This window comes from Candidatus Endomicrobium procryptotermitis (assembly GCA_031279415.1).
GTDB lineage: Bacteria > Elusimicrobiota > Endomicrobiia > Endomicrobiales > Endomicrobiaceae > Endomicrobium_B > Endomicrobium_B procryptotermitis.
In genome coordinates this window covers 1-15,437 of record JAITIP010000005.1, presented here as the reverse complement: position 1 = coordinate 15,437, position 15,437 = coordinate 1, and the positions used below count along the sequence as shown (strand labels likewise).

Below are 15,437 nucleotides of genomic sequence, written 5' to 3'. Positions count from 1 at the left end.
ATGCCGCACTTGCAACTAACACATTTTTATTAAAATCTTCCGAGTATGCCGCTGTCCCAGCAGTCAATGCATATGCCGCCGTACCTGCATTTATGGCATATCCTGCACCTGTCGCATATGCCGCCGTACCTGCCCCTACAGCGTATGAAGCGCTGCTGACCGTAAATGACGAAGAAACAGAATCTGCAATTTGCGCAACGCTGGCATACAAAGCACTTGTAACCGAAATATCAAAAGTTCCCGAAGAAGAATTCATTTTTAGCGGAGTTATACTGCCATCATTTATCTTTTCAGTTGTTACCGCTCCGGTTGCGATCTTTACAGTTGATATAGAGTGGTCTCTTATAGATAAAGCATATGGGCTGCTTCCGAGGGCAGTTCTTGTACCTATCACATTATTTGCAGCGCCGTCATTATATGCCACTTGTACAAAAAGAGGTCTGTTGAATTCTTCAATTTGACTGTCTGAAAAACCCAATATAACTCCGTATATGCCGTCATTTATGTTTACATTTGAAACGATTATTGAAAAAACCAAATTTCCTCCGGTTAGAGCATCATAAAAATCGAAAGTAAAAGTTTTATTGCTTGCGGTTACAGGAAATCCTGTGTTATCGGTAAGTCTTCCTTGAAAAGCAATGGTCTTTGGTACATCTGCAAAAGTTTTTACACTAAACAAAATGATAATGAAAAATAAAAAAATCAATGCTCTAAACAAAGTTTTCATAATACCTCTTTCATTCATTTTAAAGGTTTTGCACAGTTCACACAAAATCTTAACCTTCTCCCCGCAGGAACCGTGTTAATATATCCGCAATGAGGACAAACTATTACCTGAACGTCATCCTTTCTAATAGGAGAAGTAGATGGCGGCGGCGGTTGTTGTCTCGTTATAGGTTTATCCGGAAGCATAAGTGATTGAGGCAACGCAGCAGGCTCATCGTTAATCGGAAGAATAAAAGTCTCCGGCACCAGCGGTTCCATCGGGATCATAACAACTTTAACCATTGCACCTTTTGCGGGAGCCGCATGTTTTTCAAAAGGCTGCTCTTCATAATCTTTTACGATTATTTTCCCCGCTATTTTTCCTGGGTTAACTTTTTTTGTCCAAAAACCTTTTGAATCCGTTTTCCCTGCAAGTGTATTCTCAAGCCAGATATATGCATTTTCTAAAGGAATTTCTTTATCGCCTTCCATTGTAACTATATTGAAATCTAATGCAACCTGAGCATATTCCATATTTCCCGTCACGCTGCTTATGTTAGCAACATCAACATCTCTTACAAAATACGGCTTAAATTCATCCGCTGTAAATGTAAAATTATATTTCCCGCTAGTAGGCAATGGCACAACTATAGGTTTGCCGGTACCCACATTTTTAGTAGTACTGAACTCTTTTCCCTGTATTGTCAATTTTGATATGAAAGATTCTGACGGATTGTCTTTTGACCGCACCCTGAAAGAAATAAGTTTATTCATATGAACATACAGTTCTGATTCGGAATTTGCGGAAACGGTTATATTTTTTGTCGCTTCGCCGTATCTTCCTTCAGGATCAAGCATTCTGACTTTATAGCTACCCGCTTTCATATTCACCGTTATAGGCGTATTGCCTCTTGGCTGACCTTCGCCTTCAATATGAATTATCATTTTTTGAGGAACGGACGTAAAAGTAAATTTTTTATACATATGTCCTTTTATACTAAAAACGTTTTCACCGCTAATATTTTTTAGTTCCGTTTTCCAAAATTTCTTGTCTACCCCGTTGAACATCTCATCACTGTTAGATTTTGAAAAATCTATATTGCATTGTCCTTCTTTGGATTCTTTTGCTTTTGAACCCAAATCTTCAAATCCAGCTAAAGCAAGTCTTACGGTATGTTCGCCTGCCATAAGCTGTATTTTACACGGCGTCACGCCAAATTTATTGCCATCAATATAGACATCAGCTCCATGTGGTTCCGAGTCAACATCCAGCAGGAAGTCAAACATTATTTCTATCTTCTCACTTCTGTCTCTGTTTGATTTGCTCATTCTGTCTTCGATCCTTACGACTTTCTGTACCGGTCTGAACCCTTCTTTTAATGCGGTAACAATATATGTTTGCGGCTGTACTTTTCTCAAAGGTATGGGCGCAGATGAATTGGCATTCTGCAATATTACTTCCCCTTCTTTTGTTTTCATACTCACGGTAGCTCCGGCAGGAACAGTAGTTATTACGACATCAGGCGGATAAAGCCATGAGTATACGCCCTTTCCGAAAGGCGTAATTTGTATAAAAATATCCAAACCGAAAAACAATAAAACTGCCAAAATTAAAGCAGCAATTATTTTTATTATCTTATTTTTAAGTTCTTTAAATTTTGTTACAAGCCAATCTCCAACTTCTTCAAACACAGTTTTTCCTTTGGCTTCGGCCTGCAATTGTTGTGGATACGTCTGAGAAGAAGGTGCCGGCGGCTGAGGCTGCCGGGTTGTTTGAGCCGCTAATGGTTTTTCTATTTTTGGAGAAACGGAAACCGATGGAGCTGCATCAGGCTCAGTATCATCCTGAGCTGAATCCTGAACTGGCGACGCTTCAAGAGAAACAACAGTATCGGCAGGTTTTGTATTTTCACCGACTATAAAATCGTTACAAAGCACCCTTGGAATAGCCATATTATTTTTTATTTCCTGTCTATCCAAAGTTTTTACGACATTTATGATTTCATCGGAAGCTTTTAGCTCTTTTTCCATAACTCTTGAAATAAACGATGCTAAATCAATGGCAAGTTCTTCGGTTTCGACACCTTTCAAAATTCTTCTTAAATCACGGTACATTTCAATGGCTCTTTCGTATCTCATCTCCCTGTCTTTTTCGAGACTTTTTGACAGAATTTCGCCTATCTCATAAGGAAGCTGAATGCCGCTGAGAAACCCCGTGTCAAATTTCTGATTTAATACTTGATGCTTGATCTCGGAATTCTCTCCGGAATATAAACGTTTTCCAGTAAGCATTTCATAAAAAACCACACCTATTGAAAATACATCGGCGCGGTGATCAATATCTGAAATTCCCTTTATTTGTTCCGGAGACATGTAGGGGTATTTTCCAGTAACGACGTTCTGTTTCATACCTTCATTTATCTCATCGGCGGTTTTTGCAATGCCGAAATCGCTTAACTTGACATTGCCGTCAAATGAAATTAAAACATTGCCAGGAGATATGTCTCTGTAAACTATTCCGTAAGGTTTTCCAGTTATGGAATCTCTGGCTATACGGTTGGCATAATCTATCGCCTTAAGCATGCTTATACATATAAGCACGGAAAGTTCCCACGGTATTTTTATTTTTAATTCATTGCATCTTTTTATCAAATCTTCAAGATCAACACCTCTTACAAAATCCATCGAAATGTAAAAAGAGCCGTTGCTGCCTTTCCAGAAATGCTGCACTCTGACAATATTATCATGTATAATATTTTTTGCTATCAGAGCTTCTTTATAAAACATGTCAACAAATTTAGGTTCAGAAAATTCGCTCAGAAGTTCTTTTATGGCGATAAAATTTCTAAGGCTGAAATCATAAGCCTGCCACACAACTCCCATCCCACCCTGTCCGATTGTTTTCACTGTCACGTATTGATCATTAATAAACAAACCTAAATCCAAACTTTGCTGCGATTTATTTCCGCTCATTTATTCTTTCACCTTTTATAAAAAAATAGATAAAATAATCTTTACATATTATATATTATTAAATCAAATACGACAAGAACTAGAATTTCAATCATTTTTTATGCTTTCATCATAAGTATTTTCTTTTTTGTCGACATTTTCAAAATTCTTTTGTGAAAGCTGCGTTTCAGCGCCGACATTACTATTTTCAGAAGCTTTTCTGCTCATTTACTCTAAACTTCATCTTGAGGGATTTTGATTTTGCCGTCAATATTTTCTGCAGATTTATATTCGACGTCATTTTTATTTTGCTCGAAAGGAAGTTCCGTTTCTGCGGCGACATCGGTCTGCTGATTTTCTTTTGGAATGTCCTCAATTAAAGGAAGCTCACTTAGATGTGCAAGCCCGAAATGTTTTAAAAATTCCTGTGTCGTTCCGTAAAGCAAAGGTCTTCCCAAAGTTTCTTTTCTGCCCACTATTTTTATCAGTTTGCGGTCAATCAAAGTATCTAATACTCCGGAGGATTCAACGCCTCTTATTTCATCAATTTCGGCTCTTGTTATAGGCTGTTTATAAGCTATCACGGCAAGAGTCTCTAAAGCCGAAGGCGAAAGTTTTAAAACGGTTTTTTCTTTTAAAAGTTTTTTTATCCAAGGAGAAAAGTCAGGTTTTGTGGCAAATATCCAGCCTTCTGCGATAAATTTTATTTCATAAGGCTTATTTAAACCGTCATATTCGGCTTTCAATTCATTTAAAATATTTTCAATATTATCGGTTTCTGCATAATCTTCTTTTATTATATCTCTGATATCTTTAAGACTTAAAGGCTTTTCAGAAACGAAAAGCAAAGCTTCCAAAATTTTTTTAACTTCGGATATTTCCATTATTTTCCTCTTGGTTTTCTTTTATTGAGACATCGGGTTCACCACTAAGCTCCAAATCAGTCGTGAGAAGTTTTGCATTCTTGTCATCTTTTTCTTTTGCGAACTCGAACACGCCGTTGTCTTCTTTTACTTCTGGTTCGACTTCATTATAAACTCTATAAATTCTTATATCTTGAAACAGTTCCGACTGTTTTGCCACTATCTGTTTATTTTTTACAAGTTCAAGCACAGCCATAAAACACACTATCAAATCCATTCTGGTTCTTTGAATTTTGAGAATTTCAGTAAAAGAAACATACTGCCTGCCTTCCAATACATCTAGAATTTCCCTTATTTTCATTTCAATGGGAATTTCTTTATACATTATTTCTTTCACGCTTTCAGGTAAAGCTGTGAGAGCATCTCTGAAACTGCTTATCAGATCGAAAACAGAAGCATCAAGCACATAATCATGCTTATTGACCGATGGAGCCGGCCTGTAATAAATCTGCGAAGTTTCAAGAATTTTATACGATAAAAGTTTGCCTACCTCTTTATATTTCTGATATTCCAGCAGCCTGTTTTTAAGGTGATCAAACGGATCTTCTTCGTTTTCTTTTTCACTGTCTGAAGGAAGAAGTGTCTTCGCTTTTATCTGCATCAATATCGATGCCATGACGAGAAATTCGCCCGCAATGTCAATGTTAAGCTCTTTCATTAAATCAATATATGCAAGATATTGCGAAGTTATTTCTGCTATTTTTATCTCGCTTATTTCCAAATCATTTCTTTTTATAAGATGCAAAAGAAGGTCTAAAGGACCTTCAAAAGAATCAGTGTGAATGTCATATGTCATAAAAATCCCGCAAATCCAGATTAAAATTTAAGAGCTTTTCTTATATCGGACATAGTTGAAGCCGCAGTCTCTCTTGCTTTTTCCGTACCTTCTTTTAAAACTTTTTCCAGATAAGATTTATCTTTCATTATATCGGCTCTTTTTTGCGCAAGAGGTCTCATGAAAACTGAAAGCATTTCCGTAAGCTGTTTTTTACACGTAACGCAGCCGATGCTTCCTGCTTTGCATTCGGTTTCTCTTTCTTTATAATTTTTGTTAAAAATCTTATGAAAAGTAAAAACAACACAACCTTCAGTGTGGCCAATATCATCTTTTTTTATTTTCAAAGGATCTGTATACATATCACGGACTTTTTTCTTTATGGAATCGTCATCTTCTCCAAGCAAAAGCGAATTCCCGTATGATTTTGACATCTTCCTCGCATCTATTCCGGGAACTCTGGCAGATTCCGTAAGTTTCGATTGAGGTTCAACCAGGACATTGCCGTAAAAATTATTGAACCTTCTTGTTATTTCTCTAGTAAGTTCCAGATGTGCCAGTTGGTCTTCCCCTACGGGAACTATGTCCGCCATATAAAGCAGAATATCAGCCGCCTGTAGTACAGGATAACCTAAAAAGCCAAAATTATTCAAATCTTTATTTTTTATCTCATTAAGCTGTTCTTTGTATGTGGGACATCTGTAAAGCCATCCTAAAGGCGTTATCATCGATAAAACTAAAAAAAGTTCGCTGTGTTGGCTCACTTGCGACTGTTTGAAAATAACGCTTTTTTCAGGATTTATTCCGACTGTAATCCAGTCTGCGACCATTTCAAAAGTATTTTCATTTATTTTTGAAGTATCGGCGTAATCCGTAGTCAGCGCATGCCAGTCTGCGGACATATAAAAACAATCGTATTCATTTTGAAGCTCTATCCAATTTTTTAACGCACCAAAATAATGACCAAGATGCAGTCTTCCCGTGGGACGCATGCCCGACAAAACTTTCTTTTTCATTTTTCATCTACCTGAGTGGAACTCCGCTTAATAAAACAACCAAATAATTGATTAACGGCTCTATAATATTCCATAAAACTCCAGACCATAAAAGCAAAATCAGTAAAAGCGTGCATACAATAGGGTTAAGGCTCAGATATTTGCGCGCCATATCATGCGGCATAAAATAAGTTACCACTTTAGAACCGTCCAAAGGCGGAATTGGAACCAGATTTATTACCAAAAGAACAACGTTTATAATTACCATAACGTAAAAAATAGAAGCTATCGCGCCTGTGAAGCCTTGTTCGGCAGAAAGCAACATGCGGATAATCCTGATTCCCATCCCGGCAGCAATGGCAAGTGCTATATTGGCCGCGGGTCCGGCAAAAGAAATTAAAGGAATATCTATTTTAAGATTTCTGAGTTTTGCATAGTTTATCGGCACCGGTTTTGCCCAACCAAAAATAACCGGAGCATGAAGAAGCAATAAAGAAATCGGTAAAACTATGCTACCAAAAAGTTCTATATGGGGAATAGGATTTAAAGTAAGCCTTCCTGCATATTTTGCCGTATCGTCGCCTCTCAAATAAGCGGCATATCCATGCGCAAACTCATGCATAATTATGGAAAAAAGCAGCACGACGATATATATCAAAATTCCCATTTTATCCTTTAGACTGGCGTGAAATTTAAAAATAATTTTATATTTTTTGGCTTTCTTTGTCAATCATATGAATTTTTTATTGATTTTTGAAGGTTTTTTTGCAAAATGCAGGTTAAAAATAGCTATTGATATTATTGTAAACGACGTTACGGCAATTATTGAAATATGGTATTTAAGATAAACAAGTTTTTATGATATTTCCCGTAATGTATTATCCGTTTTTTTTGGCCATCTGTATGAGCCAAGTAAACCCAATCCAGCAAATAGGAAAATTGATTATCAATAAAAATGCTTCGATAAAAAGGTTTGGGGTGCAGCGTTTTAGCAATTCTATCACTTTTTCACCTTTTTATTTATTTCTTCAGAAAGATTTTTGTCTTCAGATAATTTTTCTGAAAGTTTAACATAATGAAGAAGGTTTGGATTATGCTTTATAAGTTTTTTTAATGCAGACATAGAGGATTCCACGAATTGTTTTTCCTCTTTTAAAATCGGAAAAACTTTTGGGATGCCAAATTTTCTGGCAAAATTTGAAGGGATTTTCGCCAAACCCAATCCGAGAGCGCGCGACATATAAGCCACAATGGATTCTTCGTCTTCAATCTCTTGTTCGATTTTTAACATCATTACCAAATCTTCTATACCAAAAAAAAGCAAAGGTTCATATGAAATTTTATTTTTATCATCAAAACTGTCCAGAGCCTTTTTAAACTCACAATGCATCTTTTCTTTGCATTGGGCGGCTTGATTTTGAAAACTTAAAGGATATACGAAAGCAATAAGTTCTCTTTCGCTGTCATGATAAAGAATAAATCTTTCTGCATAAAATATTTCACCGCACGCAGGACAGCATACGAGATTGATTTCTCCCGAGATTAACGCTTCTTTTAATTCAGGATTATCACAAACGCTTATGGCCGACAAAAGTTCGGCTTCAAAAACTTCTCCGCATGGACATTTAATTTCTTCTAAATTTGAAATAGACATATAAAAATTTTAACAATTTCCTTTATCTTTTTCAATTTCCGAAATATTAATGTTATTTAAACAGTGCCAATTTGCAAAAAAAATATTATTTGTTGTATAATATTTTAGTTATGATAATCATATGTAATGTTGTGATTTGCGGCATGAAGCGCATAAATGCTGCAAATTTTTTATATACGCATAATCGGCAAAAATAACTTTTAAGGAGACTGAAAAAATGGCAATCGAACAGCTTTTAATTTTGATTAAACCTGACGGAATTAAAAAATCGTTGACAGGAAATATTTTGACAAAACTTTCCGAAGCAAGAATGGTGATTATAGGTGCAAAAGCGGTAAAAGTAAGCAAAGAACTTGCCGAACAACACTATTATCATTTAAAAGACAAACCGTTTTTCAGAGAACTCGTAGAGTACATACAGGGTAAAGTCTATGGAGAGCCGTGGGATAGAGTTCTCGCTTTTGTATATCAGGGAGAAGATGCTATAACAAGAATGAGAAAAATAGCCGGCGCTACTAATCCTGAAGAAGCCGACCCTGTCTCAATAAGGGGAGCTTACGGAAGGATAACGACAAAAGGCGTTTATGAAAACGTGGTACACTGTTCTTCCGATACTTCGGAAGCCGAAAGAGAAATAAAACTTTGGTTCAAACCCGCAGAAATTGTAAAAAGTATTTATTCAACGGAAAAAATTATTGTTGAAAAAGATGAAAAAATAGTTTGGAGATAAAAAATTAACAATTAAGGAGTATGGAAATGTCAACACATATAGAGCTTTTTATCCTGCAAATGCAGGATATCATGCAGCCAGATAAGGTTTATATCATGGATGGGTCTAAGGAAGAAGCCATAAGACTTGCGGAAGTCGGACAAAAAGAGAAAGTGTTGACAAAGCTCAATGACAAAATATATCCCAATTCATATTATCATCGTTCAAATCCCAACGACGTAGCCAGAACAGAACATCTCACTTTCGTATGTACCCCTGAAAAAGAACAAGCCGGACATAACAATAATTGGATGGAACCATCTGAAGCAAAAGCAAAAATGAACGCACTGTTTAAGGGATGCATGAAAGGAAGAACAATGTATGTTATTGCTTTTGTCATGGGAAATCCAAAATCAAAATACGCGAAAAACTGTATTCAGGTAACTGATTCGGTTTATGTGGCATTGAGCATGAGAATTATGTCAACAGCTGGAAAACAGGCTGTTGAAAGAATAGGTGATTCTTCCGATTTTTTTAGAGGCATTCATTCCATAGGAGACGTAAATCCAGACAGAAGATTTATTATGCATTTCCCTCAAGACAATACAGTAATGAGTTTCGGCTCAGGATACGGTGGAAATGCGCTGCTCGGAAAAAAATGTTATTCGCTCAGGATCGCATCTTATCTAGGTTATCAGGAAGGCTGGCTTGCAGAACATATGATTATCATAGGAGTGGAAGCTCCTGATGGAAAAGTAACTTATTTCCTTGGAGCTTTCCCATCAGCCTGTGGAAAAACAAATCTTGCACTGCTCCAGCCAGTATTTCCCGGGTATAAAGTCTGGACACTGGGAGACGATATAGCATGGATTAACATAGGCGAGGATGGACAGCTTTATGCGATTAACCCAGAAGCGGGAATGTTTGGTGTCGCACCCGGAACCGGGACAAAAACAAATCCAGTCATGGTAAACACATTGAAAAACAACAAATTTTTCCCGACACTTTTTACAAATACCGCAATAGATAATTCTGGCAATTCTCCATGGTGGGAAGGTTTGACGGATGAAACTCCTGCGGATTTAACGGACTGGCGGGGAGAAAAATATGACAAAGCCTCAGGGAAACCTGCGGCTCATCCAAATTCAAGATTTACGGTTTCAATATATAACTGTCCCACGCTTTCTACAGAATATGATAATCCCAAAGGCGTACCGATTTCTGGAATAATTTTCGGCGGAAGAAGACGTGACACGATTCCTCTTGTATATGAATGCAAAGATTGGGAAAGTGGAGTATTTACCGCGTCCACTATCGGTTCTGAGACTACGGCGGCCGCTGGCGGAGCTCAGGGTATCGTAAGAAGAGATCCTATGGCAATGCTGCCTTTTTGCGGATATAATATGGTCGACTACTTTAAACATTGGCTTTCTATAGGTAAAAAAACTTCAAAACAGCCTAAAATATTTATGGTTAATTGGTTTAGAAAAGATGAAAATGGCAAATTTATGTGGCCCGGTTTCGGAGACAATTCAAGAATAATCAAATGGATGATAGAAAGAATTGAAGGCAAAACAGGCGCCAAAGAAACAGAAATCGGGCTGATGCCCGAAGATAAAGCAATCGACACAAGCGGTTTAAACATATCAAAAGAAACTATGGATAAACTTTTAAACATAGACAAAGAAGATTGGAAAAAAGAAATACTAATGATTGAAGAATTTTATGCAAAATTCGGCAATACAATTCCTGCCGAACTTAAAAACAAACTCAACGAGCTTAAGAAAAATTTTGGAATATAAAAAACAGCCGCAAACTTTAAAAGCGGAGAGCTTTAGCTCTCCGCTTTATTATCTATTTGTTTTTAAATTTTCAATGCACGTATGGAATTTACAACCGTTATTAAAGTAACGCCTACGTCGGCAAAAACAGCTTCCCACATAGAAGCTATTCCTGCGGCGCCTAAAACCAAAACAACTGCTTTTATGCCTAAAGCAAAAATAATATTCTGCCAAACTATAGATTTTGTCTTTTTAGCTATTTTTAACACCGTAATAAGTTTGGAAGGTTCATCGGTCATCAAAACTATGTCAGCGGCTTCTATGGCTGCATCGCTGCCCATGGCACCCATCGCAACTCCTATATCAGCTCCTGCAAGCAGCGGGGCATCATTAATCCCATCACCAACAAAAACAAGGTTTCCGCCGCCTTTTTTGGACCGACGAATCTCTTTAACTTTATCTATTTTTTCATTGGGAAGCAGATTAGTATAGACCTCTTTTATACCAAGAGCATCAGCAATTTTCTCTCCAGTTTTTTTCACGTCGCCCGTAAGTATTGCTATTTTGTTTATACCCATTTTTTTCAGCGAATCTATAGTCGTTTTACTGTCATGCTTAAGTTCATCCGAAACGACTATGCAACCGGCAAATGTATTGTCTATAGAGACATAAACCAAAGTTCCCACATCTTTATACTCTTTATGCGTGGTTTTAGCTTTATCTAACAGCTTTGTATTTCCCACCAGTACTTTTTTATCGCCCATTTGCATACTTATGCCAAGTCCTGCATGTTCAGCATAATTTTTAATTTTAGTTTTATCAATCTGTTTTCCGTAAGCTTTTTTTACGGACAACGCTATCGGATGATTTGAATAACTTTCAGCATATGCTGCATACTCTAAAACTTCTTCTTCGCTGAAAGGGTTTTCATTTATAACTTTAGTAACTTCAAATATTCCTTTTGTCAACGTACCTGTTTTATCGAAAGCAAAATAATCGGCATTATTTAGAGCTTCAAGATAGTTGCTTCCTTTAACAAGAATGCCGTTTCTCGAAGCTCCACCTATGCCGCCAAAAAAACTTAATGGAATCGAAATTGCTAAAGCGCACGGACATGAAACCACAAGAAATACTAAAGCTCTGTAAATACAATCTGAAAATGCCATATTTTTAAATAAAATAGGAGGTAAAATTGCCAAAGATGCCGCAGAAAAAACTACGGCCGGCGTATAATATTTTGCAAATTTCGATATAAACTTCTCAGTTTTGGATTTATTTGTACTCGCTTCTTCCACAAGATTTAATATTTTTGAAACCGTAGATTCAAAAAAAGGTTTTGTGACTTTTATATTGAGTAGCCCATTTTTGTTGATAGAACCGGACAAAACTTCATCATTTATGCTTACATCTCGAAGAATTGACTCTCCCATCAGAGACGAAACGTCAAGAGAAGAATTTCCTTCTATGACTATCCCGTCAAGAGGTATCTTTTCTCCGGGTCTAACCTCTATAATATCGTCTGTATTTACTTCTTGCGGAGAAACTTTTTTTATATCATTCCCTTTTTTTACATTTGCAAAATCAGGGCGAATATCCATAAGCTCAGAAACAGACTTTCTCGATTTTTTGACTGCTGTATCTTCAAAAAACATTCCTATGCGGTAAAAAAGCATAACTGCAACGGCTTCATGATATTGCGTTATTGCAAAAGCTCCGGCGGTTGCGGCTGACATTAAAAAGTTTTCATCAAAAATTTTTCCACGCAAAATATTTCTTGCTGAAGTAACAAGTACCTGACCACCTATAAGAAGATAAGCCGCAAGGAACATAAAAAATTCTATACGATAAGGTAAAACAAAAATCAAAGCGGCAGCAAATAACAACACTCCAGCCAGTATCGGAATATGTTTCAATTTGTTCTTATTTTCAGCGCTGCGCTTTCCACAGCACCCGCTCTCTTTATTGTTTTTAAGCGCTATAGTCACACCGGATTCAATTTCGGATGCAATCTTATTGAGATTTGCGACTAATAATCCTAAATCATTATCCGTTTCAATAGAAAGCTTTTTTGATGCAAAATTGAGCTTCACATCTTTAATGCCTTCTATTTCTGAAATTTTTATTTCTATTTTATTTGCGCAATCAGCACAGCGCAAACCGTTAACTTCAAACTCTCTAAGCCATGTCATAAACTTCTCCTATTTTATTCATTAATATGCTCGAATCCTTGTTTAAACACGCGTTCTACATGATTGTCGCAGAGAGAATAGAAAACTATTTTTCCAGATCTTTTATACTTTACAAGTCTTGTCTGTTTCAAAATTCTTAACTGATGAGAAATCGAACTTTTTGACATATTCAAAAGAACGGCTATATCGCAAACGCACATCTCGGCAACGCTTAAAGCCCAAAGAATTTTAATTCTCGTACTGTCTCCGAAAACTTTAAAAAATTCCGCAAGATCATATAATTTTTCTTCTTTGGGCATTTTAGTTTTTACCTGGCTGACAACTTTTTTATGAATAACATTACAATCACATTTAAAAATGTCATTTTTAGAATTCGACATAAAATCCTCCAAAAGATTTTAATTTAATAGTTGAATAATTATTCAACTATTATTGTAATAAATAATTATGATAATGTCAAACAATACATATGTTTTTCAATTTTGCTATAATAAATAATTCAATGAAAGCAAAATTCTTTCAAGCTTGGATTGAGATTTTCCCCGCAACAAAGTTGTTCCCCGCAGCCAGCTTGCGGGATTATGTCAATAATTAAAAAATACTCACGATAATAAATAAGGCAGAATGAAAATAAAATTATTTCTGTTAATCATTTTTTCAGCGTTTATTGTCTCCTGCGTTTTTACAAAGCAGCAGATGGTATCGCATAAATCTCAAATAAAAGATATTTTCAGCATTCCAGACGGCAGCATATTAAAAGTTAGGCTTGCGGATAATGAGCTGAATCTTGTCGTTGCAAATTCACCTAAAGCAAAAGCTGAAGGATTGTCCAATAAAGAAAAAATTCCCGAAGACGGAATGATATTTTTCTTTTATGAATCGGATATTCAGTCTTTTTGGATGAAAGAAATGAAATTCCCAATTGATATTATATGGATATCGGGAAACGAAGTCGCAGGGATAGAAAAAAATGTTCCTATCCCGATATCGACTGCTAAGATAGGAGATCTCAAAATATATAAATCACCGCAAAGGGCAGATACCGTTATAGAATTGGAAGCGGGGTCGGCAGACAAGTTAAACATAGTTTTCGGAAGTATTCTTGAAGTATCACAAAATTATTATATAAACGGAGATTAAAATGATTAAAAGATTTAAAGAAGACCTAAAAAATTACATGCGTACAAAAGACATGATAAGTTTAAACACCGTAAGAGGCATATTAAACGAAATCAATATCCGAGAGATGAAAAACATTAAAATCAATGACGAGGAAATATTCAGAGTATTGAGAAGTGAAGTAAAAAAGAGAAAAGAGTCCATTGATAATTTTGAAAAAGCAGGAAGGCAGGACTTAATCGATAAAGAGCTGAAAGAGCTGAAAGTCATTGAGCAGTATTTGCCGGCCGAATTATCAGATGAACAGCTTTTGGCAAAAGTGAAAGAAGCGGCAGATGCATCTGATGATAAAAGTTTTGGAGTGGTGATGAAAGCTGCAATCGCAGCGGTAAATGGACAAGCTGATGGAAAAAGAGTATCCACAACAGTAAAAAAAGTGCTTGGCTAAGAATTAAATATCCGGATTTTTACAGTTTAAATATAGACAAACCTTTTTCAAATTAAAACCTGACTTTCATTTTTCAGCCTCGCGGCAAAAATTATTTTTATTGAAATAACTTAGGACAAATTGGAAGGAGGCATTGTTTTCCATTTCCTGTGAAACCAAAACCAATGATCTGGATATTCTCTTATTACTTCTTCAAGCAGCCGAGAATACTGCGCATTTATAAGTCTTATATTTTCTTCTTCATCTTTCGTATCGTAAAAAGGAATTTCTTTAAATCTCACTTTTATTTTTCCATCAGGCTGCCTTATGCCAAAAGCCGTTACTATAGGACAGCCTGCTTTTATCGCAAAAAGAGCGGGACCTTTTGGAGTTGACGCAAGCTTTCCAAAAAAAGGAACAAAAACGCCTTGTTTTCCTGCGTCCTGATCGGCGAGAATGGCTACGGTTTCTTTTGCTCTTAAAGCTTTGATCACGTTTCTGAAAGCCATTTTGTCATCTTTGTTTATTGTTTTAAAACCTCTTTTTGTCCTTATGTCGTTTATCATTTTATCAACCAGCGGATTTGACTGTTTTGCGACTATTACCGACATTGGATGGCTTTTCGAAAAAGATAAAGCCGTAAGTTCCCAGTTTCCAAAATGTGCAGACATGAAAATCATTCCTTTATTTCTGCCTAAAGCGTCGTTTATAACTTCTTCGTTTTCATAGACCATCATATTTTCTATGGCTTTATCAGAAAGCACCGGAAAAAATATCATCTCTATAATGGTTTTCATAAAAGATTTATAAGTATTTTTTGCTATGGTTCTTATTTCTTTCTTAGACTTTTCGGGAAAAGCAAAAGTTAGCATATCTATGACGTGTTTTTTTCTCATCGGAACAAAAAAATAGGCAAATGATGCAAATATCTGCCCTATTTTTTGAGCAAAACTAAGAGAAAACAGATATAAAAAAAACATGACCGCTTTAAGAGAAAAATATTCAATATAATCCTGAAAAACATTTCTTTTTGACATATTTTACTATCGCTTTTCTTAAAATAAATTTAATTTTTATACATATAACAATATTACAACAATCCCTCTAACGTTAATTGTGCGTTTTTCCTTAAAGTCCAGCCGTTTTTGCCAGAACGGTAAGCTATATCTTCTAAAACACTTAATATTGTTTGCTTTTTAGGCGTCGTC

General features: G+C 36.1%; 14 protein-coding genes. 4 read left to right on the top strand and 10 right to left on the bottom strand.

Features of this window, described 5'->3' with window-relative positions; all coding sequences use genetic code 11:
* The 7 genes from LBD46_01240 to LBD46_01210 all read right to left on the bottom strand — a co-directional run.
* Positions 1-727: hypothetical protein (locus LBD46_01240; GenBank protein MDR2425805.1), on the bottom strand; the 727-nt coding region annotated here is incomplete at its 3' end.
* 14 nt (positions 728-741) lie between these two features.
* Complete coding sequence (locus tag LBD46_01235) at positions 742-3,678, bottom strand: PEGA domain-containing protein (protein MDR2425804.1); 2,937 nt, start codon at positions 3,676-3,678, stop codon at positions 742-744.
* 212 nt (positions 3,679-3,890) lie between these two features.
* Positions 3,891-4,541, bottom strand: coding sequence for an SMC-Scp complex subunit ScpB (gene scpB, locus LBD46_01230; GenBank protein MDR2425803.1), 651 nt, complete (start codon positions 4,539-4,541; stop codon positions 3,891-3,893).
* Entirely contained in the window at positions 4,522-5,376 is an 855-nt protein-coding gene (locus LBD46_01225) for a segregation/condensation protein A (protein MDR2425802.1), read from the bottom strand. The genes scpB and LBD46_01225 overlap by 20 nt, the downstream gene beginning before the upstream one ends.
* A 20-nt stretch (positions 5,377-5,396) precedes the next feature.
* Positions 5,397-6,371, bottom strand: coding sequence for a tryptophan--tRNA ligase (trpS, locus tag LBD46_01220; GenBank protein ID MDR2425801.1), 975 nt, complete (start codon positions 6,369-6,371; stop codon positions 5,397-5,399).
* Positions 6,372-6,378: 7 nt separating this feature from the next.
* The gene (locus LBD46_01215; GenBank protein ID MDR2425800.1) at positions 6,379-7,017 is read right to left on the bottom strand and encodes a site-2 protease family protein; all 639 of its coding nucleotides are present in this window, start codon (positions 7,015-7,017) and stop codon (positions 6,379-6,381) included.
* A 333-nt stretch (positions 7,018-7,350) separates the two neighbouring features.
* On the bottom strand, positions 7,351-8,004 hold the full coding sequence (locus LBD46_01210; protein MDR2425799.1) for a CpXC domain-containing protein: 654 nt from the start codon (positions 8,002-8,004) through the stop codon (positions 7,351-7,353).
* A gap of 217 nt (positions 8,005-8,221) precedes the next feature.
* Between LBD46_01210 and LBD46_01205 the strand changes: the two genes are divergently transcribed.
* Together LBD46_01205 and LBD46_01200 are read left to right on the top strand one after the other, a co-directional pair.
* Entirely contained in the window at positions 8,222-8,734 is a 513-nt protein-coding gene (locus tag LBD46_01205; protein MDR2425798.1) for a nucleoside-diphosphate kinase, read from the top strand.
* Positions 8,735-8,760: 26 nt separating this feature from the next.
* Positions 8,761-10,515 carry a phosphoenolpyruvate carboxykinase (GTP) gene (locus LBD46_01200; GenBank protein ID MDR2425797.1) on the top strand — a complete coding sequence of 585 codons (1,755 nt, stop codon included), beginning with the start codon at positions 8,761-8,763 and terminating at the stop codon, positions 10,513-10,515.
* A 62-nt stretch (positions 10,516-10,577) separates the two neighbouring features.
* On the opposite strand, the gene cadA is transcribed toward LBD46_01200, so the two are convergent.
* Entirely contained in the window at positions 10,578-12,683 is a 2,106-nt protein-coding gene (gene cadA / locus LBD46_01195; GenBank protein MDR2425796.1) for a cadmium-translocating P-type ATPase, read from the bottom strand.
* A gap of 14 nt (positions 12,684-12,697) precedes the next feature.
* Entirely contained in the window at positions 12,698-13,063 is a 366-nt protein-coding gene (locus LBD46_01190) for a metalloregulator ArsR/SmtB family transcription factor (GenBank protein ID MDR2425795.1), read from the bottom strand.
* Positions 13,064-13,307: 244 nt separating this feature from the next.
* Between LBD46_01190 and LBD46_01185 the strand changes: the two genes are divergently transcribed.
* A complete protein-coding gene (locus LBD46_01185; GenBank protein MDR2425794.1) occupies positions 13,308-13,823 on the top strand; it encodes a DUF192 domain-containing protein in 516 nt (171 codons plus the stop codon).
* 1 nt (position 13,824) lies between these two features.
* The gene (locus LBD46_01180) at positions 13,825-14,250 is read left to right on the top strand and encodes a GatB/YqeY domain-containing protein (protein ID MDR2425793.1); all 426 of its coding nucleotides are present in this window, start codon (positions 13,825-13,827) and stop codon (positions 14,248-14,250) included.
* A 110-nt stretch (positions 14,251-14,360) separates the two neighbouring features.
* Here LBD46_01180 and LBD46_01175 read toward each other — a convergent pair whose 3' ends face one another.
* Positions 14,361-15,266 carry a lysophospholipid acyltransferase family protein gene (locus tag LBD46_01175; protein MDR2425792.1) on the bottom strand — a complete coding sequence of 302 codons (906 nt, stop codon included), beginning with the start codon at positions 15,264-15,266 and terminating at the stop codon, positions 14,361-14,363.
* Positions 15,267-15,437: the final 171 nt, after the last annotated feature.